The organism is Novosphingobium sp. JCM 18896 (genome assembly GCF_025938095.1).
In the GTDB taxonomy this organism is placed as follows: Bacteria; Pseudomonadota; Alphaproteobacteria; order Sphingomonadales; family Sphingomonadaceae; genus Novosphingobium.
In genome coordinates this window covers 571,185-595,419 of sequence record NZ_JAPCZF010000003.1, presented here as the reverse complement: position 1 = coordinate 595,419, position 24,235 = coordinate 571,185, and the positions used below count along the sequence as shown (strand labels likewise).

Here is a 24,235-nt window from a genome sequence, read left to right as displayed (position 1 = left end):
GAGGTGTGACGGCGCCGAAATGCACGCATCGGATAGCATGATTGCGATTTTGACGCGCTGGCGCCCGGCGGCTAAGCCGCGCCCATGTCCCCCACCCCTACGCCGCCGGAAAGCGCCGGCGCCCGCACCGGCGAACGCATCGCCAAACTGCTCGCCCGCGCTGGCGTCGCCAGCCGTCGCGAGGTCGAGCGGATGATCGCCGAAGGGCGCGTGAAGCTCGGCGAGGAGGTGCTCACCACGGCCAACACCGTGCTGCCCAATCTCAAAGGCGTGACCGTCGACGGCAAGCCGGTGAAGGCCGCCGAACCCGCGCGACTTTTCGTGTTCCACAAGCCCGCGGGCCTGATCACCGCCGAGCGCGATCCCGCCGGCCGGCCGACGATCTACACCGCGCTGCGCAATGCCCTGCCCGAGAACGCGCCGCGGCTGATGCCCGTCGGCCGCCTCGACTTCAACACCGAGGGCCTGCTGCTGCTGACCAACGACGGCGAGCTCAAGCGCGCGATGGAACTGCCCGCCACGGGCATCCCGCGCACCTATCGCGCGCGTACCTTCGGCGCGATCACCCAGGACCAGCTCGAAAGCCTGATCGAAGGCATCGAGATCGACGGTGTGCGCTATGGCAAGATCGACGCCAACATGGAGCGCAGCGCCGGTCGCAACCAGTGGATCGAGCTGACCCTGACCGAAGGCAAGAACCGCGAAGTTCGCCGCGTGCTCGAACATTTCGGCCTCGAAGTCAGTCGCTTGCTGCGCACGTCTTATGGCCCGTTCGAACTGCTCGACCTGCCGCGCGGCGCCGCCGTCGAAATCCGCCAGGTCGACGTCGAGCGCTTCCGCAAGTCGATCGGCACGCCGGGGACCTCCGCGATGGAGCCGCTGACCGCGCACGACTATGCCCGCGCACGCGTTCGCGGGATCGCGCCCACCCCGAGGGCTCGCGAGCCCGAGCGGCGGCTGTCCGAAGCGCCGCGCAAGCCCGCGGCGAAGAAGCCGTTGCCGCGCAAGCCCGATCCCGAGAAGCTGGGCCTCGAAACGTCTCGCCCCGGCGGACGATCGAACCGCCAGGGTCTCGGCAGGCCGGGCCAGGGCCGTAATGCCGGTGACACGGGCGATAGTGCCGCCCGGCCCGCCCCGCGTCGTGACGCGCCTCGGCGCGATGGCCCCCGCCGCGACGGGGCAAGCAAGCCCGGCCCCCGAAGCTCTGGCCCCAGGAATTCGGGCCCCCGCAAGCCGGGAGGTCCGCGCAAGTGAAGCCCGGAAACATGCGCATCGTCGCGGGCCAATGGCGCGGGCGCAAGCTCGCCGCGCCGCAGGGCGAGACCACGCGCCCCACCGCCGATCGCACGCGTGAGACGCTGTTCTCGATGCTGGTCAGCCGGCTCGGCTCGTTCGAGGATCTGGCCGTCGCCGATCTTTTCGCCGGCTCGGGTGCGCTCGGGCTGGAGGCGCTGTCGCGCGGGGCCGCCAGCGCGGTCTTCGTCGAGCAGGACGCCGCCGCGATCCGCGCGCTGCGCCAGAACATCGCCGCGTTCCAGGCGCAGTCGCAGTGCGACGTGCGCGCGACCTCGGTCCTGGCGCTGGGCCCGGCCAAGGCGCCGCTCGACCTGATCCTGCTCGATCCGCCCTACAACAGCGGCGCCGGCGCGGTCGCGCTCGACAAGCTGGTCCGGCTCGGCTGGATCGGCGAGGCGACCTGGGTCAGCCTCGAGACCGCGCACGACGAGGAGCCCAAGGTCCGCTCGCTCGAAGCCGTCGCCGACCGCAAGGTCGGCAAGGCGCGGCTCACGCTGCTGAGGGCCAAACCTTCGCAAGGCTGACGCCGAGCAGCGTCACCAGCCCGGCGACCGAGAGCAGCAGCCCCGCCTGGGCGCCCAGCCCTTCGACCGCGAGCATCTGCGCGAGCACCGGCGTCACCGCGCCGCCGATGATGCCGCCGCCGTTGAAGGCCACCGAAATGCCGCTGTAGCGCACGGGCACCGGGAACAGGGTCGGCAGCCAGGCGCCGAGCGGGCCATAGACGTAGCCCATGACCAGCAGCGCCGCGGCGAGCGTCGCGAACACCAGCCACAGCGAGCCGGCGTTGAGCCCCGGCCCAAAGGCCAGCCCGAGGACGACGGTCGCCACGGCCCCGATCAGCAGCGCCCGCCGCGGCGAGGCGCGATCGGCGTGGATCGCCGCAAGCACGATGCCGACGGCGAGGAAGCAGTTCGCCGCAAGCTGCACCGCGAGGAAGGTCTCGCGGCTGTAGCCGAGCGTCGAGGTGCCCTGAGCCAGCGCATAGGCCGTGGCGAGATAGAAGATCGAGAAGCAGGCGATCACCCCGGCGCTGCCCGCGACGACCGCGCCGAGATGGTGCGAAAGCAGCCGTGCCAGCGGCACCGGCGGCGGTGCCTCGCGCTCCACGGCCTCGCGAAAGGCGCGCGTCTCGCCGATCTTGAGGCGGACCCACAGCCCGACACCGACGAGCACGGCGCTCGCCAGGAATGGCACGCGCCAGCCCCAGGCGGCAAAATCCGCGTCGGACAGGCCGAGGCCGAGCAGCAGGAACAGGCCGTTTGCCGCGAGGAAGCCCACGGGTGCGCCGAGCTGCGGCGCCGCGCCGAAGCGCGCCTCCCAGCCCTTGGGCGCGTTCTCGACCGCGAGCAGTGCCGCCCCGCCCCACTCGCCGCCGAGGCCGAAGCCCTGACCGAAACGCAGCACGCAGAGCAGCGCCGGCGCGATCCAGCCGGCCATAGCGTAGGTCGGCAGGAAGGCGATCAGCAGCGTCGAGCCGCCCATCAGCATCAGCGAGGCGACCAGGGTCGACTTACGGCCGATGCGATCGCCGAAATGACCGAAGGCCACCGCGCCGACCGGGCGCGCGACGAAGGCGATGCCGAAGCTCATCAGCGCGAAAAGCGTCTGCGCGGCGGCAGATTCGGCCGGAAAGAACAGCGGCCCGAAGACCAGCGCCGCCGCGGTCGCGTAGATGTAGAAATCGTAGAACTCGACCGCGGTGCCCACGAGGGCGGCGGCCAGGATGCGGCGATGGGCGCGGATCGGGTGCATGGCGCGCACCGGTCCTCGCTCGCCTCTTCAGCGTCAAGCAAAAAGGGCGCCGGAGACCGGCGCCCTTCCTGATCGGACTAGAGCGGGATCAAACGCCGCCGCGGTTGCGGCAGCTGTCCTGCACGGTCTTCGAGCAGACCGGATAGTCCTTGTTCTGAGCGTCGGCCGGCGGCGCGGTCAGCGCGCCCTTGTAGGGGCCGGCGTTGTAGCTAGGATCGGCCGGCATCGACGGCGCGACCGACGAATTGGCGGTCGCCGGATCGGGCGAAGGATCGGCCGCCTGGGCCGAGCCGACCGGATTGGCCTGGACCTGCGCCGGCGCCGAAGCCGGATCGTCGGTGGCCGGCGGCGCAGCCGCGGCATCGGGGCTCGGCATCGTCGAAGCCGACGGCGGCGCGGCCGAAGCCGAAGGCGGCGGACCGCCCGCAAGCTGCTGTTCGATCGACACCCAAGCCTGCGCGCGGCTGGCCGGCGGCATGTCGTAGACCTGCTTGCGCTGGGCATCGGTCAGCGCGAACCAGCCGGTCTGCTGACTGGCCGAAAGGCTCCAGAAATAGGCCTGATATTCGACCGGCCACTTGTCGTAGCTCGCCTTCTTGTCGGCAGGCCAGGTCGCATAGGCAGCCTTCTGCTGCGCGCTCATCGCGCCCTGGGCAGCCACGGGATCTCCGGCGGGGGACTGGGCCGACACCATCGTGGCGCCACCGGCGAGAGCGAGCGCAGCGGCGCTCGCAAGGAACAGATTACGCATGTCACTCTCCGTGTAGGGTTGGTTGACTCGGAAACCCGGCCTCCCACCGATTGTTCCGCGCGTGCGGGCTCGCCGCCCTGCGCCACCCCTTGCGCGCTCGGCCGATGTTCCCTAGCTGTTCACCTGTGTCCGACCTGTTCCCCTCGCCGCTTCCGTCCGCACCGGAAAACCCCGAAGATCCGTTGCTTAGCGGGCTGAATCCGCCGCAGCGCGAGGCCGTGCTAACCACCGAGGGACCGGTTCTGATGCTGGCCGGTGCGGGCACCGGGAAGACCGCCGCGCTCACCGCAAGGCTTGCACATCTCGTCCGATCGCGGCTCGCCTGGCCCTCGGAGATCCTCTGCGTCACCTTCACCAACAAGGCCGCGCGCGAGATGCGCGAACGCGTCGGCCACCTGATCGGCCCCGCGGTCGAGGGCATGCCCTGGCTCGGCACCTTCCATTCGATCGCCGCGCGCATGCTGCGCCGCCATGCCGAGCTTGTCGGGCTGCAATCGAACTTCACGATCATCGACACCGACGACCAGCTGCGCCTGCTCAAGCAGCTGATCCAGGCCAACGATCTCGACGAGAAGCGCTGGCCCGCGCGCCAGCTCGCCGGGCTGATCGACCGCTGGAAGAACCGCGGGCTCAATCCCGACCAGCTCGATGCCGCCGAGAACGAAGCCTATGCCAACGGCCGCGGTCAGCAGTTCTACAAGCTCTATCAGGAGCGGCTGAAGGCGCTCAACGCCTGCGATTTCGGCGACCTGCTGCTGCACATGGTCAACGTGCTGCGCAACCATCGCGACGTGCTCGAGCAATACCAACAGCGCTTCAAATACGTGATGGTCGACGAGTACCAGGACACCAACCAGGTCCAGTACCTGTGGCTGCGGCTGATCGCCCAGGTCCGCCGCAACATCTGCGTCGTCGGCGACGACGATCAGTCGATCTATTCGTGGCGTGGCGCAGAAGTCGCCAACATCCTGCGGTTCGAAAAGGATTTTCCGGGATCGAAGGTGATCCGGCTCGAGCAGAACTATCGCTCGACACCCGATATCCTCGCCGCCGCCTCGGGGCTGATCCGCGAGAACAGCGAACGCCTCGGCAAGACCCTGTGGACCGAGCAGGACGGCGGCGACAAGGTGCGCGTGATCGGCGTCTGGGACGGCCCCGAGGAAGCCCGCCGCGTCGGCGACGAGATCGAACGGCTCGAACGCGAAGGCGCGCCGCTCAACCGCATCGCGATCCTCGTGCGCGCGCAGTTCCAGACCCGCGAGATCGAAGACCGCTTCATAACCATTGGCCTCAACTACAAGATAATCGGCGGTTTTCGTTTCTACGAGCGCGCCGAAATCCGCGACGCGCTCGCCTATCTGCGGGTGATCGCCCAGCCTTCGGACGATCTCGCCTTCGAGCGGATCTACAATACCCCAAAGCGCGGGCTCGGCGACAAGACGCTCGAGAAGCTGCACCGCCATGCGCGTCTGCGCGGGGTGCCGCTGGCGCTCGCCGCGATCGAGATCGCCGATACCGACGAACTGCCCGCGCGCGCGCGCAACACCCTGCTCGCGCTGATGCGCGACTTCGCGCGCTGGCGCGATCTCGCCAAAAGCCTGAGCCCGGCCGAGCTCGCGCGCACCCTGCTCGACGAATCGGGCTATACCGCTGCGCTCCAGGCCGAGAAGACCGCCGAGGCCGCGGGCCGGCTCGAGAACCTGGCCGAACTCGCGCGCGCGATGGAAGAATACGAGACGCTCGGCGACTTCCTCGAACACGTCAGCCTGGTCATGGACAACGACGCGGCCGACGACGTCGAGAAGGTCACGATCATGACCATCCACGCAGCCAAGGGCCTCGAATTCGACAACGTCTTCCTGCCCGGCTGGGAGGAAGGCGTGTTCCCCTCGCAGCGGGCGATGGACGAAGGCGGGCTCGCCAGCCTCGAGGAGGAGCGCCGCCTCGCCTATGTCGCGATCACCCGCGCGCGGCGGCGCTGCACGATCCTCCACGCCGCCAACCGTCGCATCTACGGCCAGTGGACCAGTTCGATCCCCTCGCGCTTCATCGCCGAACTGCCCGACGCGCACATCGATCAGGAGACGACCCTGACCGGCGGCGCCTCGCTGTGGCGCGCGCAGTGGTCCGAGCATTCGGATCCCTTCGCCGACGTCGCGCGTGCGCAGCCCGCGCGCACGGTCACGCGTGGTCCCGGCTGGCAGCGCGCGGCCGCGCAGATGTACGATCCCACGCCCAAGCGCCTCGCCGAGCCTTCGCGATCGGCGGCCAGCTTCGCCGCGAAGCCCCGCGGCGACGTGGCGATCGGCGCACGCGTGTTCCACGACAAGTTCGGCTACGGCACGGTCGCCGCGCAGGAAGGCAACAAGCTCGAGATCGACTTCGAGACCGGCGGCCGCAAGCGCGTGATCGACAGCTTCGTCAAGCTGGCCTGAGCTAGTCGCGCCCCTTGCCCGGGCGCGGCGGCAGGCCCTGCTCGATGGCCTGCCCCTTCTTCGGGCAGATCGCCGCGATCTCCGCGCGGCGCTGGCGCAGGTAGAGTTCGCGCGTCTCGGTATAGGGATCGGCCGATTCGGCACGCACCTGCTTCAGCTGCTCGTCGATGTCGATGCGGTCGTTGAGCGCGTCGATCACGTTCGCCGGGATCGCGTAATAGGGCTGGTCGAGCGGCTTGCCGACCACGGCGGGCAGCGCCGCGCGGTCCATGCCGACGCCGATCAGGTCGCGTAGCGTCGTCGGCCCCACCAGCGGCAGGAAGAAATAGGGGCCCGGCCCGATGCCGTAGCAGGCGAAGGTGTTGGCGAAGCCGTTGGGCGTATAGGGCAGGTTGAACGGCTTGCGCTTGGCCACGTCGATCAGGCCGCCGACACCCGCGGTCGAGTTGATCGCGAAGCGCCCGACCGACTTCACCGCCCGCCCCGGCTTGAGCTGGAGCAGATAGTTGAAGGCGATCACCGGCTCTTCGAGGTTGCGCAGGAAATTGCGCAGGCCCAGCCGCAGCGGCTTGGGCATGCCCTTCTTGTAGCCCAGCGACACCGGGCCGACGACGGCCTCGTCGACCGCCTGGATCGTCTCGTAGGACTTGGCGTTGAGCGCCGCGAGCGGATCGGCCGGCGACTTCTCGCGCGCGGTGACGACGATGTCGCCGGGACCGTCAGCGGGTGCACTGGCGGTGATCGTGGGCGCTTCGGCCGGAGCGGCGGGCGCGGGTTCGGCGGCGGGGGCCGCGATCTCTACCGGCGGCGCAGGACTGGCCGGCGCTTCGGCCGGCGTGTCACCGGGCGCGACGGTGGCCAGAGCGAGGGCGAGCAGAGAGATGCTCACGCGACGGCCCCGCGAAGATGGCCATACGAATCAAGGGAAAGGCGCAAAGACTGGAACCACCCGAACGACGACATAGATTCGCCGCCCGCACGCGAGTGCCAGCGGCGCGCGAGCCCCGGGCCGATCCATAGGGAATATGACAAAGCTGTCCAAGCCTTGTCGAACCACCGCCATGGAAAAGGCGGCAGCGACAGGCGCGAGCAACTCTAGAGCGCGGAAACGCCGAGGAAGCCGGGGATCGGACCGTTCCACTCGCCCGGAGGGCTCGGCGGCTCGGACCGGTCGCGGACGGGGCGCTCGCTGCGTTCGGGACGAGCCTCGCGCTCGGGCCGTGCCGCGCGTTCGGGGCGGCGTTCGTCGTTGCGCTCGGGGCGACGGCGCTCGCCACGTTCGCGATCCTGGCGCGGCTCTTCCTCGCGGCGACGACGCGGTGCTGCCTCGGGCTCGGCGGCTTCGGCCTTGCCGCGACGCGAACCGCGCGCCGGACGATCGTCCGAACGGCTTTCCTTGCGCGGGCGATCCTCGCTCTGGCCCTGACCCTGGCCCTCGACGGTGAACAGCGGGATTTCGCCGCCGGTCAGCTTCTCGACGTTCTCGATCGCCTCGGCATCCTCGGGCGAGACGAAGGTGAAGGCGCGACCCGAAGCGCCCGCGCGGCCGGTGCGGCCGATGCGGTGGACGTAGTCGTCCGGGTGCCAGGGCGTGTCGAAGTTGAAGACGTGGCTTACGCCCTTCACGTCGAGCCCGCGTGCGGCGACGTCGGAAGCGACGAGGATGTTGATCGTCCCGGCCTTGAAGCGGTCGAGCTCGGCGATGCGCGACGACTGATCCATGTCGCCGTGGATCTCGCCGGCGGAAAAGCCGTGGCTCTTCAGGCTCTTGGCCAGCTCACGCACCGTCGTCTTGCGGTTGGCGAAGATGATCGCGGTGTTGACGTTGTCGGTGCGCAGCAGGTGGCGCAGCACTTCGCGCTTCTGCTTGGTGGCGACCTTGACCTTGTGCTGGGCGATGTTGGTGTTGGTCGTCGCCGGGCGTGCAACCTCGATGTACTTCGGGTTGGTCAGGAACTTGTCGGCCAGCTTCTTGATCGGCGGCGGCATCGTCGCCGAGAAAAGCAGCGTCTGACGGTTCGCCGGCAGCTTGGTGCAGATGTTCTCGATATCGGGGATGAAACCCATGTCGAGCATGCGGTCGGCCTCGTCGATGACGAGCAGGTCGCAACCGGTCAGCAGGATCTTGCCGCGCTCGAACAGGTCCATCAGGCGGCCCGGCGTGGCGATCAGCACGTCGACGCCTTCGTTCAGCGCCTTGACCTGATCGCCCATCTGCACGCCGCCGATCAGCAGCGCCATCTTGAGATCGTGGTTCTTGCCGTACTTCTCGAAGTTCTCGGCGACCTGCGCGGCGAGTTCGCGCGTCGGCTCGAGGATCAGCGAGCGCGGCATCATCGCGCGGCGGCGGCCATGCGCGAGGATGTCGATCATCGGCAGCACGAAGCTGGCGGTCTTGCCGGTGCCCGTCTGGGCGATGCCGATGATGTCCTTCATCATCAGCACGGGCGGGATGGCCTGCGCCTGGATCGCGGTCGGCTCGTCGTAACCGGCCGCGGTGACCGATTGCAGCAATTCGTCTGACAGGCCGAGATCGGCGAATTTCATAGGCTTGGCTGATGTCCGGAAAAAGCAATGGTCCGGCAAAGCGATGCCAGCCCCGTCCCACCCGGTCGCCCGAAGCGGAAACTCGCGCGCCCTATGCGCAATCGCCTCGCAAAGTCAAGGAAATCGCGTGTCGAGGGTGTTGCAGAGAAGCCGCGCCCGGCCCCGCTCAGTCGTCAGACTGAACGAGCTGGCGAATCCGCGTCAGCTTGCAATTGGCGCCGCTGCGCGAAAGCAAGGTGTCGCGATCGGCGCAGATCTGCCCGTCGGTCGTGCGCTGGAGATAGAAGCCCGAGTAGAAATCGCGCGCACGGCAGGCGCGGTCGAGCGTGGCGCTGATCATCCGCCGATCGCGCAGATAGAGGATCAGCCGGCTTCCCGCATCGGCCTGCACGCCCGAAATCGAAGCGACCGGCAGGCAGCGCCCGATATTGCGCTCGATCAGCCGCGGGGCGAGCTCGCGGCGCGGGAAATCGAGCATGAACTGCGGCGGCGGCTGGGTCATCGGTCGCGACAGCGGCGCGATGCGCACCGACATGTTCTGCTCGATCCGCACCTGGTTCTGCGATTGCACGCGAAAGCTCTCGGTGACCTCGCGGAACACCCATTCGCGGGCCTCTTCGCCGGGGCGCCGAGCCGGCGCCGGCCAACCCGGCGGATTCTCTCCGAGCGCGACGGCCGGAACCTCGTGCCATTCGGACACCACGATCGTGCCCGCGGCCGGGAACAGCAGCACGAAGGGGGTGAGCAGAACGGTGGCGAAGCTCATCGGTCAAAGTTCATTCGAGTGGCGCGAGGGCGCGGATTTCCTCAGCTCCCCATACGATGCTTATTTGAACCATCGCTTAACTGCGACGGCCGAGCAAGGGGGCCGTGCCCGTGCCGCGTGAAGGATGCAAGCGCCGAAGGTCTATGCCATAGCCGCGACCATGAGCACGTCCGACAGGTTTCTCACCGAAGTTTCCGCCCTGCTGGGTCCCCGCGGCTTCACGCGCGACGCCGATCTGATGGCCCCCTGGCTCACCGACTGGCGCGGCCGCTTCACTGGCCGGGCGCTGGGCCTGGCCTCGCCTGCCGACGCCGCCGAGGTCTCGGCGCTGGTCCGCCTCTGCGCCGCGCACGGCGTGCCGATCGTGCCGCAGGGCGGCAACAGCGGCATGTCGGGCGGCGCCACGCCCGACGAAAGCGGCCACGCACTGCTGCTCTCGCTGCGGCGGATGAACGCGATTCAGGCGATCGACGTCGACGGCCGCAAGGTCACCTGTCAGGCCGGAGTCGTCCTGCAGACCCTGCACGAAGCGGCCGAGGCACAGGGCCTGCGCTTCCCGCTGACCTTGGGCGGCAAGGGCTCGGCGACGGTCGGCGGGCTGATCTCGACCAATGCCGGTGGCAGCCAGGTCCTGCGCCACGGCTCGATGCGCGCGCTGGTGCTCGGACTAGAAGCCGTGCTCGCCGATGGCAGCCTGTTCTCGCAGCTCACCCCGCTCAAGAAGGACAACCGCGGCTTCGACCTCAAGCAATTGCTGATCGGCTCGGAAGGCACGCTCGGCGTGGTCACCGGCGCGACCTTGCGACTCGTTCCGGCCGTGGCCGATCGCGTGGTGATCTGGGCGGGTCTCCCGTCGCTTCAAGCCGCGCGCGCGCTGCTGCGCCATTGCGAGGACGCCGCGGGCGAGGCGATCGAAGGCTTCGAAGTGCTGCCGCAGGGCTGCCTCGACGCCGTGCTCGCCTATCTTCCCGATTCGCGCGCGCCGCTGGCCGAGCCCCACGCCTGGCACGCCCTGATCGAAGTCGTCGCCGACCGTGCGGCTGTCGACGGCCTGCGCGAACGTTGCGAGGCGATGATGGCAGGCGCCTTCGAGCACGGCCTCATCGAAGACGCCGCGCTGTCCGCCAGCGAGGCCCAGGCCGAGGCTTTCTGGCTGCTACGCGAATCGGTCGCTCCCGCCGAACGCGCCAAGGGTCCCGCGGTGCAGCATGACATTTCGGTCCCGGTCGAGCGCATGCCCGATTTCGTCGACACCGTGGTACCCGCGATCGAGGCCGCCTGGCCGGGCACTGAAGCGATCGCCTTCGGCCACCTCGGCGACGGCAACGTCCACTTCCACGTCATTGCGCCCGCCGGGTCAGACGCGAGCTGGGTCGCGGCCGACGGCAAGCGGATCAGCCGCGAGGTCCACGATCTCGTCACGCAGTGGCATGGCTCGATCTCGGCCGAGCACGGCATCGGCCAGCTCAAGCGCGACGAACTCGCCCGGCTCGGCGATCCCGTCGCGCTCGCCATGATGCGCCGGATCAAGGCTGCGCTCGATCCCGCCGGCCTACTCAATCCGGGCAAGCTGGTCGCGCTTGCGCCGCCCGCGGCCACGGCTTAAAGCGGCCGCTTTCTCAGCCCAGTTCCGGGAGACCTTGGATGGCCAGCGCGCCGCAGAATTCGACTTTGCCCCTGTTCTATAACGACCTGGCCCCGCTCAATCGTGGGGATCACGCCGGATGGCACAGCCGCGGCACCGATCGTGCGCCCTGGCTGGTCGGCCAGCACGCGATCCCGCTGACCGTCGAGGAATTCCCGATGGCGCAGCGCCACTTCCCGATCATCTTCTCGGGCGGCGACGATCCGGTGCCGCTGGCGCTGCTCGGCATGAACGAGGGCGTCAACGTCTTCGTCGACGACGAAGGCCAGATGACCGATCCGGTCTACCTGCCCGCCTATGCGCGCCGCTATCCGTTCATGCTGGCCAAGCTGAGCCCGGAATCGGAAGAGCTCTCGCTCTGCTTCGATCCCACCAGCGGCCTCATCGGTGACTTCGAAGACGGCGCCCCGCTGTTCGACGGCGAGGAAGCCTCCGAGACGACCAAGGGCATGCTGCAGTTCTGCGAGCAGTTCGAGATCGCCGGCCAGAAGACCGCGCAGTTCGTCGCCGAGCTCAAGAAGCACGACCTACTGATGGACGGTGAACTGGCGCTGCAGATCGACGGTCAGGAACAGCCCTTCACCTACCGCGGCTTCCGCATGGTCGACGAAAACAAGCTGCGCGAAATGCGCGGCGACGTGCTGCGCGGCTGGAACCAGAGCGGCCTGCTGCCGCTGGTCTATGCCCACCTGTTCTCGCTCGATCTCGTGCGCGACATCTTCGGCCGCCAGGTCCAGATGGGCAAGGGTCCGATCGAAGCGCCCAAGGTCGACGCGACGCCGGCCTGATCGCCGCGGCGAATCGACGGAATGGGAAAGAGGGCGTGGCCGGCAGCGGTCGCGCCCTTTTTCGCATCCGGATTCGACCAATGGCTAAGGTTCGGGGTGTGTCAGGGCTTGCAACGCAACGCGCGTGTGCCTATTTTGTAGTTGTTCCGGCAGCGCTACCCTCATGGCCTGTCGGGATTGGTGCACATCGTGCACCTCCTCCCTGAACCTTGGCCACCTCGTGCATCGCACGAGGTGGTTTTTTCTTATCTGGGCCAAACTCCCGGGAAAGCTTACTCGGCGGCCTCGGCCCAGCCCGGCGGCTCGCGCAGCCGCCCCAGCGCCGAAACCTCGCCGGCGAGACGGCGCACCAGTCCGATCAGCAGATGCGTCATCGCCGCGAACCCCTTGCCGGGTTCGGTCAGCCGCGAATCGAGGTAGGAAGAGCGGTCGATCTCGAGCTGCAGGGCGTGCAGCCCTTCGCCCGGTGCGGCATGGCGTTCGAGCACGTAGCCGCCGGCATAGGGCCGGTTATGCGCGGCACCGCGCCGCATCTCGGCGAAATAGCTGAAGGCCGAACCGACGAGGCTGCCCTGACAGCTTGCACCGAAGCGATCGCCGAGCACGAATTCGGGCGGCGCCTGGCCGCCGCGCAGCGCCAGCGGCGGCATCGAATGCATGTCGAGCAGCAGCGCCGCACCCCAGCGGTCGCGTAGCGCCGCCAGCGCCTCGGCCAGGCTCTCGTGGTAGGGCGCATGAATCCCGGCGATGCGCGCCGAGAGGTCCTGCTCGTCGTGACGGCGCTTCCACAGTTCACCAATGCCAGGGAGACGGCGGGGAATCAAACCAAGCCCGCTGCGCGCGCGGCGGCCGGGCGTATAGCTGCCGACGTCCGGGCGCGCGCCGCAGCCGAACATGTCCCAGTCGATGTCGTCGGCGGCGCGGTTGAGATCGAGCATCGCGCGCGGCGCATTGGCGATCAGCAAGGTGGCCCCCGTCGCCGCGGCGACGCTTTCGGCGAGCAGATCTACGTAACGATCCTCGAGCCGCAGCGCGGCAAAGCCCGGATTGCGCATGCGTTCGAGCAGCGATCCCGGATAGTAGCGTCCCGCATGCGGAACGGCGATGAGCACCGGGATGGCCGAAGGTTCGGGTCCGGACAGAGTGAACGCGTGCACGCCGGACGAACCCGGAATCTGTCCACCTGTCGACCAGTGCGAATCGCTCGCGCTCGATTCGTTGCCCATGACGCGAAGCTGGACCGTCGTTGCTCCTGTGTCAAAGTCGGCCGGTCGCGAAAGCAGGCGAGAATTTTAACTCGAAGCGCTATATAGCCCTTCACCCCGCGGGACGACGTGGCACCCGCTCTAGTTACGGACCTAAGACATGATTCGCATCCTGCTGGCTGAAGATGAGGAAGCCATGCGCGTCTATCTCGCGCGTGCGCTGGAAAACGCCGGATACGAGGTTGTCGCCGTCGGCCGAGGTACCGAAGCCCTGCCCTATCTCGAGCAGGAGCACTTCGACCTGCTGCTGTCGGACATCGTCATGCCCGAAATGGACGGGATCGAACTGGCCCAGCGCTGCGCCGAGCTTTCGCCCGATACCAAGGTGATGTTCATCACCGGTTTCGCCGCCGTCACGCTCAAGGCCAGCCGCGAAGCGCCGCAGGCGAAGGTGCTGTCGAAGCCGTTCCACCTGCGCGACCTGGTTCTCGAAGTGCAGCGCGTGTTCGGCCACTCGGCCCAGGCCAGTATCTGAGCCCGGCATCTGAGCCGGCATCTCGTCGAGAAGTTTTTCGCAGAGCCAAGAAAGCGGCTTGCATCGATCAAAAGGCCTCGCTAGAGGCCTGCCCCTGCCCAGCAGCTCCGGCGGCTGGGAACTGGACGATTGGGCGTATAGCTCAGTGGTAGAGCACTATGTTGACATCGTAGGGGTCGCAAGTTCAATCCTTGCTACGCCCACCATCCTCCAGGCTTGAAAAGGCGCCGCGCAAGCGGCGCCTTTTTCGTTTCACCGGTCCTTTCGCCTCACTTGCCCTGCCAGTTCGGCTTGCGCTTCTGCGCGAAGGCCGTGGCGCCCTCACGCGCATCCTCGGACATGAACACGGCGGCGATGTAGGGTCCCTGCTTCGCGTTGAGCTCCGCCACGTCCCACAGCCAGGAATCGCGGATGATCGCCTTCGATGCCGCGACCGCCAGCGGGCCGTTCTCGGCGATCGTGCGTGCCAGCTCGCGCGCGGCCTCGATCGCCGGGCCCTCGGTCACGCGGTTGACCAGGCCGAGCTCGTGCGCGCGCTGGGCGGTGATCGGATCGCCGGTCAGCGCCAGTTCCATCGCCAGCTGGCGCGGCAGCAGACGCGGCAGGTGGACGACTCCGCCCCCGCCCGCAACGAGGCCGCGCTTCGCTTCGGGAATGCCGAACTTGGCGCCGGCATTGGCGACGATCATGTCGCAGGCCAGCGCCAGCTCCATGCCGCCCGCCAGCGCAAAACCGTCGACCGCGGCGATCACCGGCTTCTTCGGCGTCCAGTCGGTCAGCCCGCCGAAGCCGCGTCCAGGCACGACCGGCATCTCGCCCGCGAGGAAGCCCTTGAGGTCCATGCCCGAACAGAAAGTGCCGCCCGCGCCGGTGAGGATCGCGCAGCGCAGGTCGTTCTCGGCTTCGAGCCGGTCCATCGCCGCCGAAATGCCCTCTGCCACGGCCTTGGACATGGCATTGCGCGCTTCGGGACGGTTGATCGTCACCTCCAGAACGCCGTCGACGACGCTGACCAGGACTTCATCGCTCATTTGAAATTTCCTCTCCACATCGTTCAGCCTTCCACCCGAAAGGCTGAACAAGTTGACACGGTTTACACAGTCCTGGGGAAGAGAAACGCTCCTCGGCCGAGGCTGCGAACGAGACCGGGAATAGCCGCTACGCGTCCCGCAGGAAAGCACGCGCCGAAGGCCGCACCGGCCCAAACCGTCGCCACGATGTCTTGCCTACTCGGCACCCTCACCGCAGCCCCTCCACGCGTGCCCTGGCCCGCCCTTGCCAGCGGGTAACGGACGTGCCAGAGGCTGCCCGTTTTCCATCCCCGGGAGTGATGAGCGATATGGCTAAGATCAAGGTGAAGAACCCCATCGTCGAAATGGACGGCGACGAGATGACGCGGATCATCTGGCAGTGGATCCGTGAACGCCTCATCCTCCCCTACCTCGATATCGACCTCAAGTACTACGACCTCTCGGTCGAGAAGCGCGACGAGACCGACGACCAGATCACCATCGATTCGGCCGAAGCCACCAAGAAGTACGGCGTTGCGGTCAAGTGCGCGACGATCACCCCCGACGAGCAGCGCGTCGAGGAATTCAGCCTCAAGAAGATGTGGAAGTCGCCCAACGGCACGATCCGCAACATCCTCGGCGGCGTGGTTTTCCGCGAGCCGATCGTGATCTCGAACGTCCCGCGCCTGGTGCCGGGCTGGACCGATCCCATCGTGATCGGCCGTCACGCCTTCGGTGACCAGTATCGCGCCACCGACACGCTGATCCCCGGCAAGGGCAAGCTGCGCATGGTCTTCGACGGCGAGGACGGCAAGTCGATCGACCTCACCGTGTTCGACTTCCCGAGCTCGGGCGTCGCGATGACGATGTACAACCTCGACGATTCGATCCGCGACTTCGCGCGCGCCTCGATGAACTACTCGCTCAACCTCGGCTGGCCGCTGTACCTGTCGACCAAGAACACGATCATGAAGGCCTATGACGGCCGCTTCAAGGATCTGTTCGAAGAGGTGTTCAACGCCGAGTTCAAGGCCAAGTTCGATGCCGCCGGCATCACCTACGAGCACCGCCTGATCGACGACATGGTCGCCTCGGCGCTCAAGTGGTCGGGCAAGTTCGTCTGGGCCTGCAAGAACTACGACGGCGACGTCCAGTCGGACACCGTCGCCCAGGGCTTCGGCTCGCTCGGCCTGATGACCTCGGTCCTGCTCTCGCCCGACGGCAAGACCGTCGAGGCCGAAGCCGCGCACGGCACGGTCACGCGTCACTACCGCCAGCACCAGCAGGGCAAGGCGACCTCGACCAACCCGATCGCCTCGATCTTCGCCTGGACCCAGGGCCTGTCCTACCGCGGCAAGTTCGACGACACCCCGGACGTCGTGAAGTTCGCCGAGACCCTGGAGCGCGTCTGCATCGAGACCGTGGAAGCGGGCAAGATGACCAAGGACCTCGCACTGCTGATCGGTCCCGACCAGAACTGGCTGACCACCGAGGGCTTCTTCGAGGAAATCGTGAAGGGCCTCGACGCCGAAATGGCCAAGTGGGGCTGATCTGACACGCCTCATCCTCCCCGGCACGGGGAGGTGGCAGGCGCGAAGCGACTGACGGAGGGGGCTCTCGGCTGGCACAGCGCCGGATCGAGAGCCCCCTCCACCGCCTTCGGCGGTCCCCCTCCCCGTTCGCGGGGAGGTTTTTTGTTGTCCGCTAAGCCCGCGGCGCGGTCAGGTGCTCACGCCGGAAGCCGAAGCCGATCGCGCGCGCGGGCAGGCGCTGGAGCATGGCGAAGCGGTTGAGCAGCCTGAGGAACCCCGGCGGCTCGGTGTGCTGTTCGGCGCTTCCCGAAATCAGCGGATGCAGCACGCTTTCATGCGCGCCCTTCTGTCCGGCCTGGATCAGCCGAACGGGCAGGAGCCGGCGCTCCTGCACGCGGTGCAACGCGTCATCGGCCAAGCCCGGCGTGGTCAGCGGCTCGACGAGCAGGTTCGCCGTCGCCACCGCGTCCTGGATCGCCAGGTTGATCCCCACCCCGCCCACCGGGCTCATCGCATGGGCCGCGTCGCCGATCGCCAGCAGGCCCGGCCGATGCCATTCGGTCAGGCGATCGAGCGACACCGACAGCAGCTTAATCGCCGCGAAATCGGGCAAGGCGCCATCGAGATCGGGCAGTTCGGGCGCGGTTTCGCGGACGTCGCGGCGGAAGGCCTCGATCCCGCGCGCGCGGACCGCCTCGGCCGAGCCCTTGGCGACCAGATAGGCGCATTGCCAATAGTCGCCGCGGTCGATCTGGACGACCATGTGATTGCCGCGGATCGAGCCGCGAACCGCCTTCCCGCGCTCCGGCTTGGGCACCGCGAACCAGAACACGTCGATCGGTGCGCCGAGGTCTTCGAGCGGTAGCAAGCCTTGCTGCCGGACCAGCGAATCGCGCCCGTCACAGGCGATCACGAGCTTACCCGCGCGCAGCACTTCGCCCGAAGCGAGCGTGACACCGACGATCCGCCCGTCCTCCTCGACGAAGCCCGTGACCGGCGCCTCCATGCGCAGCGCGAAACCGGGAAAGGCGGTGGCCTCGTCACGCAGGAAATCGAGGAAGTCCCACTGCGGCATCATCGCGATGAACGGCGCCGGGGTCGGCAGGTGCGACAGGTCGGCGACCTTGAAGCTCTGCCCCTCCCACGAGATTTCGGCATGGTCGATCCGGTGGTGTGGCCGGGCGAGAAAGCGATCGAGCATGCCGAGCTCGGACAGCAGTTCCATCGTCGAGGGATGGACCGTGTCGCCGCGGAAATCGCGGAAGAAATCGGCGTGCTTCTCGAGCACCAGGGTCGAGATGCCCGACCGCGCGAGCAGCATGCCCGCCATCATCCCCGCGGGGCCGCCGCCGACGACGATTACATCCGCTTCCGCCATGCTGCCTCCGTGACAAATCGGGCTTCGCCGGCCATAGTGCCCGCAATGTCCGTTGAACTCTATTCCCCCGCTCTATCCGACGCACTCGTCATCCTGGGGGCCGCGGGCATCGTCATCCCGCTTTTCGCACGCTTCCGCATCACCCCGATCATCGGCTTCATCGTCGTCGGCCTGCTCGTCGGCCCCTATGGGCTCGGCGCGCATGTGCCCGACTTTCCCTGGCTGATCCATTTCACCATAACCGATCCACAGAGCCTCGGCCCCTTCGCCGAATTCGGCATCATCCTGCTGCTGTTCACGATCGGGCTCGAGCTGTCGTTCAACCGCCTCTGGCAGATGCGCAAGCAGGTGTTCGGGCTCGGCGCGATGGAATTGCTGGTCTGCGGCGCGATCCTGGGAGCGGTCGTCTATCTGATGGGCGGGCGCCCGACCGGGGCCGTGGCGCTGGGGCTGGCGCTCGCCATGTCCTCGACCGCGCTGGTGCTGCGCATCGTCGATACCGGCACCCCCGTGGGCAAGGCCGCGCTCGCCATGCTGCTGTTCGAGGACATCGCGCTGGTGCCGATCATCTTCCTGCTCGGCGCACTGGCGCCCACCGCGGGCAGCGACGGGCTCGGCAACCTGCTGCAGACCTTGTCCCTGGGCCTGCTGGTCATCCTCGGCCTGCTCGCCTTCGGCCGCTTCCTGCTGCCCCAGCTCTTCGCCCAGGCCGCGCGAACCAAGAGCCCCGAGGTGTTCCTCGCCGCGAGCCTGCTGGTGGTGATCGTCGCCGCGCTCGCCACCGCCGGCGTCGGGCTCTCGCCGATCGTCGGCGCGCTGATCGCCGGCCTGCTGATCGCCGAGACCGAATACCACGGCGAGGTCGAGGCGATCACCGCGCCGTTCCAGGGCCTGGCGCTCGGTATCTTCCTGATCACCATCGGCATGAGCATCGATCTGGCCGCGGTCTGGCGCGATCTCGGCACGATCCTGCTCGCGACCGCGGGCGTGTTGATCATCAAGGCGCTCGTCACCGGCCTGCTGCTGCGGCTGATGGGGGCCGGTTCGGGCACGGCGACCGAGACCGGCGTGCTGATGGCCAGCCCCTCCGAAACCACGCTGATCGTGCTCACCGCGGCCCTTTCGGCCGGGCTCATCGTGCCCGAGACCGCGCGCTTCTGGCAGACGGTGACCGCGCTCGGCATGATCCTCACGCCGCTGCTCGCGCTCGCCGGCCGGCGCCTGGCGCGCCGGGTCGACGTCGATGCCGATATCCAGCAGGTGCCCGATGTGGCAGAACGTCACGCGATCGTCGTCGGCTTCGGCCGCGTCGGCCGTCTCGTCGCCGACATGCTGGCCAATCACAAGCAGGCCTACATCGCGGTCGATTCTGATGCGGACTCGATCCGCGAGGGCCAGCGCAAGGGCTATAGCGTGATCTTCGGCGATGCCGGCCGCGCCGACGCGCTCGAACGGCTCGGCGCGGACAATGCGACCGCCGTGATCCTGACGATGGACGAGCCGATCGCCGCGCAGCGCATCGTCAAGCGGCTGCGCAGCCACTACCCCGACCTGCCGATCATCTGCCGCGCGCGCGATGCCAGCCACGCCGCGCAGCTCTATCGCGCCGGCGCAACCCATGCGGTGCCCGAAACGCTCGAAGCCTCGCTGCAACTGTCCGAGGCCGTGCTCGTCGACCTCGGCGTCGCCATGGGCCCGGTGATCGCCTCGATCCACGAGAAGCGCGACGAACTGCGCGCGCAGATCATGGAAGAGGGCGAGCTCGAGGAGAAGCCCAAGCTGAAAAGCACCACGCTCAGCGAACGGCTGGCCTGATCGGCGGCAACCCGAGGCCCAGCCCGCGCGTATCTCCTGCACGAAGGAGATATCCGATGGCCAACAATCCCGCAGACACCGCCGATCGCACCGACAAGAACCCCGCGCATCAGACGGGCGAGGATCAGGGCGTGATCAAGGCGCCGCAGCAGACCGACGCGCAGATGGCGGGCAAGGACCTGCCGCGCGGCTCCGAGAAGGAAACCCACGCGCGCAAGTGAAGCGGTGGACCAGGCTGTCCTACACGGCTGAGGTCTGAAATAAAGAGAGCCGGCGCCCCGCGTCGGCTCTTTGCAATCGTTGATCAACACAACGCGAGTTGGAAATGTGTCACCCGGCGCTTACCGCAGCAAGAACCTGATAAATATCGATTTCAGGGAAAATTTGGCGGGTGACAGGATGACACATGTGTAACCCTGCCGCCTATTCCTTGCCGCTCTTGGCAACCGCCAGCCCGAACGGCTTCGCCGCGCGCTTGAGCCGCTGCGGCTTGCCTTCGTAGTCGATTTTTTCGCCGCCCTGGTAGGTCGAATAGGCGAGCTCGTTGCCGGCGCGCCAGACGACGAAGCGGATCGGCACGGGAACATCGCCCTCGGCACCCGTAAAAGTCTCGGTAAAGCCGAAGACGAAGCCTTTGTCTCCGCGCGTGACTTCAGCGATGTGGACATCGTTGCACCAGCCCTCGCAGAGTGCGAGCTCGGCCATGTGGCGGCCCGCTTCCTCGTAGAAGCGCACTTCCAGGCCGCCGAGATCGCCGGTCTGCTCGGAAGAGGTGACGTTGCTGTAGAGGCCGCTGGGCCAGGCCGGCGCGGTTTCGCCGAAAGCCGGCGCTGCCAAAAGCAGCGCCAGGCCCGGCAGCAACCACGCCTTGCGGGTCATCCCGCGAGAACAGCCTTGACCGCCGCGAGCGCCTCGGCCCCCTTGCTGCCGTCGGGACCGCCGCCCTGGGCCATGTCGGGACGGCCACCGCCGCCCTTGCCGCCGAGCGCCTCGACGCCGGCCTTGACCAGATCGACCGCGCTGACCTTGCCCACCAGGTCCTCGGTCACGGCCGCGGCGATCGACGCCTTGCCTTCGTTGACCGCGATGATCACGGCCACGCCCGAGCCCATGCGCTGCTTTTCCTGGTCGAGCAGGCCGCGCAGTTCCTTGGCGTCGAGCCCGTCGATGACCTGGCCCGAGAACTTGATCCCGCCGACGTCCTCGTCGGCTGCCTCAGCCTTGGCACCGCCGCCACCACCGAGCGCCAGCGCCTTCTTGGCCTCGGCCAGATCGCGTTCGAGCTTGCGGCGTTCGTCGAGCAGTGCCGCGACGCGCGCCTCGACGTCTTCCGGCGTCGTGCGCAGCAGGCTCGCGGCGCCCTTGAGCGCCTGCTCGCGGCCGACCAGCCACTGGCGCGCGCCCTCGCCGGTCAGCGCCTCGATGCGGCGCACGCCCGAGCTGACCGCGCTTTCAGACACGATACGGAACACGCCGATGTCGCCCGTCGCGGTGACGTGGGTGCCGCCGCAGAGCTCGACCGAATAGTTGCGGCTGTCGGCGCCGGTGCGGCCCATCGACAGCACACGAACCTCGTCGCCGTACTTCTCGCCGAACAGCGCCATGGCGCCGGCCTCGATCGCATCGTCGGGGGTCATCAGCCGCGTGACCACGGCCTCGTTGTGGCGGATCTCGGCGTTCACCTCGGCTTCGATCGCGGCGATGTCCTCGTCGCTCAGCGCCTTGGGGTGCGAGAAGTCGAAGCGCAGGCGGTCGGCCGCGACCAGCGAGCCCTTCTGCGTAACGTGATCGCCCAGGCGGTTGCGCAGCGCCGCGTGCAGCAGGTGCGTGGCCGAGTGGTTCGCGCGGATCGCATCGCGACGCTCGACGTCAACCGCGAGCTGGACCGCGTCGCCGACCTTGATCGTACCGCTCTCGACCTTGGCCTGGTGCGCGTGGAGCCGACCCAGCGGCTTGGCCGTATCAGATACGGTGAGCTTCAGCCCCTCATTGGTCGAAATCGTGCCGGCATCGCCGGTCTGGCCGCCGCTCTCGCCGTAGAACGGCGTCTGGTTGGTCAGGACGACGACTTCGTCACCGGCGCTCGCGCTGGCGACTTCCTTGCCGTCCTTGACCAGCGCGACGACCTGGCCCTCGCCGCTGGTCGCGGTGTAGCCGGTGAACTCGGTCGCACCCTCGCGCTCGGCCACGTCGAACCAGATCTCGCTGTCGGCGGCCTGGCCCGAGCCCTTCCAGGCCGCGCGCGCGGCGGCCTTCTGCTGCGCCATGGCCGCATCGAAGCCGTCCTTGTCGACGCCGATGCCGCGGGCGCGCAGTGCGTCCTCGGTGAGGTCGTAAGGGAAGCCGTAGGTGTCGTAGAGCTTGAACGCGGTCTCGCCGGGCAGGCTGTCGCCCTCGCCCAGGCCACCGGTCGCCTCGTCGAGCAGCTTGAGCCCGTTGGTCAGGGTGCGGCGGAACTGGATTTCCTCGCGCTCGAGCGTTTCCTCGATCAGCGGCTGCGCGCGGCCGAGTTCGGGATAGGCCTGGCCCATCTCGGCGACCAGCGCGGGCACCAGGCGGTGCATCAGCGGATCCTTGGCGCCGAGCAGGTGCGCATGACGCATCGCGCGGCGCATGATGCGGCGCAGCACGTAGCCGCGGCCTTCGTTCGACGGCAGCACGCCATCGGCGAGCAGGAACGAGGTCGAGCGCAGGTGATCGGCGATCACGCGGTGGCTGGCCTGGGTCTCACCCTGAGCCTTGACGCCGGTCAGGCTCTCGGAAGCGGCGATCAGCGCGCGGAAGGTGTCGATGTCGTAGTTGTCGTGCTCGCCCTGGAGCACCGCGGCGACGCGTTCGAGACCCATGCCCGTGTCGATCGACGGGCGCGGCAGGTCGGTGCGCGTGCCGTCGGCATGCTGCTCGAACTGCATGAACACGAGGTTCCAGATCTCGATGAAGCGGTCACCGTCCTCTTCGGGCGATCCCGGAGGACCACCCCAGATGTGATCGCCGTGGTCGAAGAAGATTTCCGAGCACGGACCGCAGGGGCCGGTGTCGCCCATCGACCAGAAGTTGTCCGAGGTCGGGATGCGGATGATCCGCTCCTCGGGCAGACCGGCGATCTTCTTCCACAGGTCGAAGGCCTCGTCGTCGGTGTGATAGACCGTCGCCGTCAGCTTGTCCGCCGGCAGGCCCCATTCCTTCGTCAGCAGGGTCCAGGCGTGGGTGATCGCCTGTTCCTTGAAGTAGTCGCCGAAGGAGAAATTCCCCAACATCTCGAAGAAGGTGTGATGCCGCGCCGTATAGCCGACATTGTCGAGATCGTTGTGCTTGCCGCCCGCGCGCACGCACTTCTGCGACGAGGCCGCGCGCGGCACGGCGCGCGTTTCGAGGCCCGTGAAGACGTTCTTGAACGGGACCATGCCCGCGTTGACGAACATCAAGGTCGGGTCGTTGTACGGCACGAGCGGTGCCGACTGGACGGCTTCGTGGCCATTGGCCGCGAAATAGTCGAGGAAGGACCGGCGGATTTCGTTGGTCGAAGTCATGAATTCGCCGATAAGCGAGCCGCGCGGGGCCGACAAGCCGGAAGCGCCTTTTTGCTGATCCGCTTGCGCGGATATGCCGCACCGGCCCGCTCCCCCACCCGGCCACCCTACGATAGTAGCCTATGGGTGGCCGGGTGGGGGAGCGGGCCGGTGCGGTCACGTCAGCCTTGCTGACGACAACTAGTGTGTGCGGGAATCGTGAATCTTGAACAGATTCTGGTCAGACGATGCACTTTCCCTGGGTGTCACGACACCAAGCGCCCGCGGCAGGCTCTTGAGCGTAAGCGGCAGCGGCAGCCATTCGAGCTCACCGTCGAAGGCGCCCTCGATCCAGCCCTGCCCGTCGATCACCACTTCGGCGGCGTTCGCGCATTCGGCGAAGTCGCGCTCGGGGTGGGCTAGGCCGACGACGGCGCGCGCGGCGAAGGCGATCAGGTTGTGCGGCGCTTGCGCGGCCACGGCGAAGACCGAAAGCTGACCGTCTTCGAGCGTCTCGCGCTCGCCGAACTGGCCGGGCTCGATCGAATACTGGTTGTTGCCGACGAACAGCAGCGGCGTGGTGATCGCGCGCGTGGCCCCGTCGATCTCGAGCGTGAAATGCTGCGCGCGCATGTTGCGCAGCACGTGCCAGGTCGCCGGGATCGCGCCGAACCACTTGGGGCCGGAAACGCGATCGCGCTGGCGCACGAAGCGCGTGTAAATGCCAAAAGAGGCGTTGTTAACGAAGACCCGGTCGCCCGCGCTGCCGAGGTCGATGCGGCGGCGCTGCCCATCCACCGCGACGGCCGCCGCCTGGGTCAGATCGAGCGGGATGTCGAGCTGGCGCGCGAGGTGGTTGCGCGTGCCGAGCGGCAGAATCGCCAGCGCGGTCGGCGAATTGGCCAGGATCGCCGCGGCACCGCCCAGGGTGCCGTCGCCGCCGCCGACGACCACGCGCGGCTTGCCGCGGTGGCTGCGCACCGCCTCGGCCATGTCGGCCCCATCGACGAGTTCGAGTTCGATCGCGCGGCCGGTCGCGGCGAAGGCTTCCTCGACCTTCGCGCGCAGCGAATCGCCGAGCGCCGCTGCAGTTCCGCCGGTACGGTTGATCAGCACTGGGAGCGTGCTTGCCATGACATCCGCCACAATGCGTCGCGAGGCGATTCTGTTCCTCGCATCGGAGCCTGCCAAGGTACGAAGCCTGGGCCGCGCATTCAACAAATTTCGCTTGCGACTCACCGCAGACAGGCAGAGCATCACCGTCCCGT

The 24,235-nt window shown here is 67.9% G+C and carries 20 protein-coding genes and 1 tRNA gene; 10 read left to right on the top strand and 11 right to left on the bottom strand.

Features of this window, described 5'->3' with window-relative positions; all coding sequences use genetic code 11:
• Positions 1-84 precede the first annotated feature (84 nt).
• Together OLX23_RS13210 and rsmD are read left to right on the top strand one after the other, a co-directional pair.
• Complete coding sequence (locus OLX23_RS13210; RefSeq protein ID WP_264445455.1) at positions 85-1,254, top strand: pseudouridine synthase; 1,170 nt, start codon at positions 85-87, stop codon at positions 1,252-1,254.
• A gap of 11 nt (positions 1,255-1,265) precedes the next feature.
• On the top strand, positions 1,266-1,820 hold the full coding sequence (gene rsmD, locus OLX23_RS13205; protein ID WP_264445696.1) for a 16S rRNA (guanine(966)-N(2))-methyltransferase RsmD: 555 nt from the start codon (positions 1,266-1,268) through the stop codon (positions 1,818-1,820).
• Here the strand turns inward: rsmD and OLX23_RS13200 are convergent.
• Positions 1,786-3,051 carry an MFS transporter gene (locus OLX23_RS13200; protein WP_264445695.1) on the bottom strand — a complete coding sequence of 422 codons (1,266 nt, stop codon included), beginning with the start codon at positions 3,049-3,051 and terminating at the stop codon, positions 1,786-1,788. The two genes, rsmD and OLX23_RS13200, sit on opposite strands and share 35 nt — an antisense overlap.
• A gap of 88 nt (positions 3,052-3,139) precedes the next feature.
• On the bottom strand, positions 3,140-3,802 hold the full coding sequence (locus OLX23_RS13195; protein ID WP_264445454.1) for a hypothetical protein: 663 nt from the start codon (positions 3,800-3,802) through the stop codon (positions 3,140-3,142).
• 104 nt (positions 3,803-3,906) lie between these two features.
• Here OLX23_RS13195 and OLX23_RS13190 point away from each other — a divergent pair, with 104 nt between their 5' ends.
• Positions 3,907-6,237, top strand: coding sequence for an ATP-dependent helicase (locus OLX23_RS13190; protein WP_264445453.1), 2,331 nt, complete (start codon positions 3,907-3,909; stop codon positions 6,235-6,237).
• A gap of 1 nt (position 6,238) precedes the next feature.
• Here OLX23_RS13190 and OLX23_RS13185 read toward each other — a convergent pair whose 3' ends face one another.
• The 3 genes from OLX23_RS13185 to OLX23_RS13175 all read right to left on the bottom strand — a co-directional run bounded on the left by OLX23_RS13185 (position 6,239) and on the right by OLX23_RS13175 (position 9,550).
• Positions 6,239-7,126 (bottom strand): VacJ family lipoprotein, encoded by an 888-nt coding sequence (locus tag OLX23_RS13185; protein ID WP_264445452.1) that lies wholly within the window; start codon positions 7,124-7,126, stop codon positions 6,239-6,241.
• A gap of 206 nt (positions 7,127-7,332) precedes the next feature.
• Entirely contained in the window at positions 7,333-8,784 is a 1,452-nt protein-coding gene (locus OLX23_RS13180) for a DEAD/DEAH box helicase (RefSeq protein WP_264445451.1), read from the bottom strand.
• Between the two features lie 166 nt (positions 8,785-8,950).
• Positions 8,951-9,550, bottom strand: a complete 600-nt coding sequence (locus OLX23_RS13175; protein ID WP_264445450.1) for a hypothetical protein — start codon at positions 9,548-9,550, stop codon at positions 8,951-8,953.
• Between the two features lie 160 nt (positions 9,551-9,710).
• Here OLX23_RS13175 and OLX23_RS13170 point away from each other — a divergent pair, with 160 nt between their 5' ends.
• Positions 9,711-11,156, top strand: a complete 1,446-nt coding sequence (locus OLX23_RS13170) for an FAD-binding oxidoreductase (RefSeq protein ID WP_264445694.1) — start codon at positions 9,711-9,713, stop codon at positions 11,154-11,156.
• A 38-nt stretch (positions 11,157-11,194) separates the two neighbouring features.
• Complete coding sequence (locus tag OLX23_RS13165; RefSeq protein WP_264445449.1) at positions 11,195-11,983, top strand: SapC family protein; 789 nt, start codon at positions 11,195-11,197, stop codon at positions 11,981-11,983.
• A 272-nt stretch (positions 11,984-12,255) separates the two neighbouring features.
• Here OLX23_RS13165 and OLX23_RS13160 read toward each other — a convergent pair whose 3' ends face one another.
• Complete coding sequence (locus OLX23_RS13160) at positions 12,256-13,140, bottom strand: N-formylglutamate amidohydrolase (protein WP_319641316.1); 885 nt, start codon at positions 13,138-13,140, stop codon at positions 12,256-12,258.
• A gap of 208 nt (positions 13,141-13,348) precedes the next feature.
• On the opposite strand from OLX23_RS13160, the gene cpdR reads away from it, so the two are divergent.
• Positions 13,349-13,723 carry a cell cycle two-component system response regulator CpdR gene (gene cpdR, locus OLX23_RS13155; protein ID WP_264445447.1) on the top strand — a complete coding sequence of 125 codons (375 nt, stop codon included), beginning with the start codon at positions 13,349-13,351 and terminating at the stop codon, positions 13,721-13,723.
• A 131-nt stretch (positions 13,724-13,854) separates the two neighbouring features.
• Positions 13,855-13,929: transfer RNA gene (locus OLX23_RS13150), tRNA-Val, on the top strand.
• A gap of 63 nt (positions 13,930-13,992) precedes the next feature.
• Here the strand turns inward: OLX23_RS13150 and OLX23_RS13145 are convergent.
• The gene (locus OLX23_RS13145; protein ID WP_264445446.1) at positions 13,993-14,754 is read right to left on the bottom strand and encodes a crotonase/enoyl-CoA hydratase family protein; all 762 of its coding nucleotides are present in this window, start codon (positions 14,752-14,754) and stop codon (positions 13,993-13,995) included.
• 308 nt (positions 14,755-15,062) lie between these two features.
• Between OLX23_RS13145 and OLX23_RS13140 the strand changes: the two genes are divergently transcribed.
• Positions 15,063-16,283: an NADP-dependent isocitrate dehydrogenase gene (locus OLX23_RS13140; protein ID WP_264445693.1), complete on the top strand. Its 1,221-nt coding sequence runs from the start codon at positions 15,063-15,065 to the stop codon at positions 16,281-16,283.
• 154 nt (positions 16,284-16,437) lie between these two features.
• Here the strand turns inward: OLX23_RS13140 and OLX23_RS13135 are convergent, their stop codons facing one another.
• Positions 16,438-17,643, bottom strand: coding sequence for an FAD-dependent oxidoreductase (locus tag OLX23_RS13135; protein WP_264445445.1), 1,206 nt, complete (start codon positions 17,641-17,643; stop codon positions 16,438-16,440).
• A gap of 45 nt (positions 17,644-17,688) precedes the next feature.
• Between OLX23_RS13135 and OLX23_RS13130 the strand changes: the two genes are divergently transcribed.
• Both OLX23_RS13130 and OLX23_RS13125 read left to right on the top strand, forming a co-directional pair.
• Positions 17,689-19,458, top strand: a complete 1,770-nt coding sequence (locus tag OLX23_RS13130; RefSeq protein WP_264445444.1) for a cation:proton antiporter — start codon at positions 17,689-17,691, stop codon at positions 19,456-19,458.
• Between the two features lie 56 nt (positions 19,459-19,514).
• Complete coding sequence (locus tag OLX23_RS13125; RefSeq protein WP_264445443.1) at positions 19,515-19,679, top strand: hypothetical protein; 165 nt, start codon at positions 19,515-19,517, stop codon at positions 19,677-19,679.
• A gap of 202 nt (positions 19,680-19,881) precedes the next feature.
• Here OLX23_RS13125 and OLX23_RS13120 read toward each other — a convergent pair whose 3' ends face one another.
• The 3 genes from OLX23_RS13120 to OLX23_RS13110 all read right to left on the bottom strand — a co-directional run bounded on the left by OLX23_RS13120 (position 19,882) and on the right by OLX23_RS13110 (position 24,101).
• Positions 19,882-20,337, bottom strand: a complete 456-nt coding sequence (locus OLX23_RS13120) for a hypothetical protein (RefSeq protein ID WP_264445442.1) — start codon at positions 20,335-20,337, stop codon at positions 19,882-19,884.
• Positions 20,334-22,988: an alanine--tRNA ligase gene (gene alaS, locus OLX23_RS13115; RefSeq protein WP_264445441.1), complete on the bottom strand. Its 2,655-nt coding sequence runs from the start codon at positions 22,986-22,988 to the stop codon at positions 20,334-20,336. The genes OLX23_RS13120 and alaS overlap by 4 nt, the downstream gene beginning before the upstream one ends.
• A 180-nt stretch (positions 22,989-23,168) precedes the next feature.
• On the bottom strand, positions 23,169-24,101 hold the full coding sequence (locus tag OLX23_RS13110) for a diacylglycerol/lipid kinase family protein (protein ID WP_264445440.1): 933 nt from the start codon (positions 24,099-24,101) through the stop codon (positions 23,169-23,171).
• Positions 24,102-24,235: the final 134 nt, after the last annotated feature.

Excerpts from the sequence above, each read along its gene's own strand:
- OLX23_RS13210 (WP_264445455.1), top strand. The coding sequence starts at position 85 with ATGTCCCCCACCCCTACGCCGCCGGAAAGCGCCGGCGCCCGCACCGGC.
- rsmD (WP_264445696.1), top strand. The coding sequence starts at position 1,266 with ATGCGCATCGTCGCGGGCCAATGGCGCGGGCGCAAGCTCGCCGCGCCG.
- OLX23_RS13200 (WP_264445695.1), bottom strand. The coding sequence starts at position 3,051 with ATGCACCCGATCCGCGCCCATCGCCGCATCCTGGCCGCCGCCCTCGTG.
- OLX23_RS13195 (WP_264445454.1), bottom strand. The coding sequence starts at position 3,802 with ATGCGTAATCTGTTCCTTGCGAGCGCCGCTGCGCTCGCTCTCGCCGGT.
- OLX23_RS13190 (WP_264445453.1), top strand. The coding sequence starts at position 3,907 with ATGTTCCCTAGCTGTTCACCTGTGTCCGACCTGTTCCCCTCGCCGCTT.
- OLX23_RS13180 (WP_264445451.1), bottom strand. The coding sequence starts at position 8,784 with ATGAAATTCGCCGATCTCGGCCTGTCAGACGAATTGCTGCAATCGGTC.
- OLX23_RS13175 (WP_264445450.1), bottom strand. The coding sequence starts at position 9,550 with ATGAGCTTCGCCACCGTTCTGCTCACCCCCTTCGTGCTGCTGTTCCCG.
- OLX23_RS13170 (WP_264445694.1), top strand. The coding sequence starts at position 9,711 with ATGAGCACGTCCGACAGGTTTCTCACCGAAGTTTCCGCCCTGCTGGGT.
- OLX23_RS13165 (WP_264445449.1), top strand. The coding sequence starts at position 11,195 with ATGGCCAGCGCGCCGCAGAATTCGACTTTGCCCCTGTTCTATAACGAC.
- cpdR (WP_264445447.1), top strand. The coding sequence starts at position 13,349 with ATGATTCGCATCCTGCTGGCTGAAGATGAGGAAGCCATGCGCGTCTAT.
- OLX23_RS13145 (WP_264445446.1), bottom strand. The coding sequence starts at position 14,754 with ATGAGCGATGAAGTCCTGGTCAGCGTCGTCGACGGCGTTCTGGAGGTG.
- OLX23_RS13140 (WP_264445693.1), top strand. The coding sequence starts at position 15,063 with ATGGCTAAGATCAAGGTGAAGAACCCCATCGTCGAAATGGACGGCGAC.
- OLX23_RS13135 (WP_264445445.1), bottom strand. The coding sequence starts at position 17,643 with ATGGCGGAAGCGGATGTAATCGTCGTCGGCGGCGGCCCCGCGGGGATG.
- OLX23_RS13130 (WP_264445444.1), top strand. The coding sequence starts at position 17,689 with ATGTCCGTTGAACTCTATTCCCCCGCTCTATCCGACGCACTCGTCATC.
- OLX23_RS13125 (WP_264445443.1), top strand. The coding sequence starts at position 19,515 with ATGGCCAACAATCCCGCAGACACCGCCGATCGCACCGACAAGAACCCC.
- OLX23_RS13120 (WP_264445442.1), bottom strand. The coding sequence starts at position 20,337 with ATGACCCGCAAGGCGTGGTTGCTGCCGGGCCTGGCGCTGCTTTTGGCA.
- alaS (WP_264445441.1), bottom strand. The coding sequence starts at position 22,988 with ATGACTTCGACCAACGAAATCCGCCGGTCCTTCCTCGACTATTTCGCG.
- OLX23_RS13110 (WP_264445440.1), bottom strand. The coding sequence starts at position 24,101 with ATGGCAAGCACGCTCCCAGTGCTGATCAACCGTACCGGCGGAACTGCA.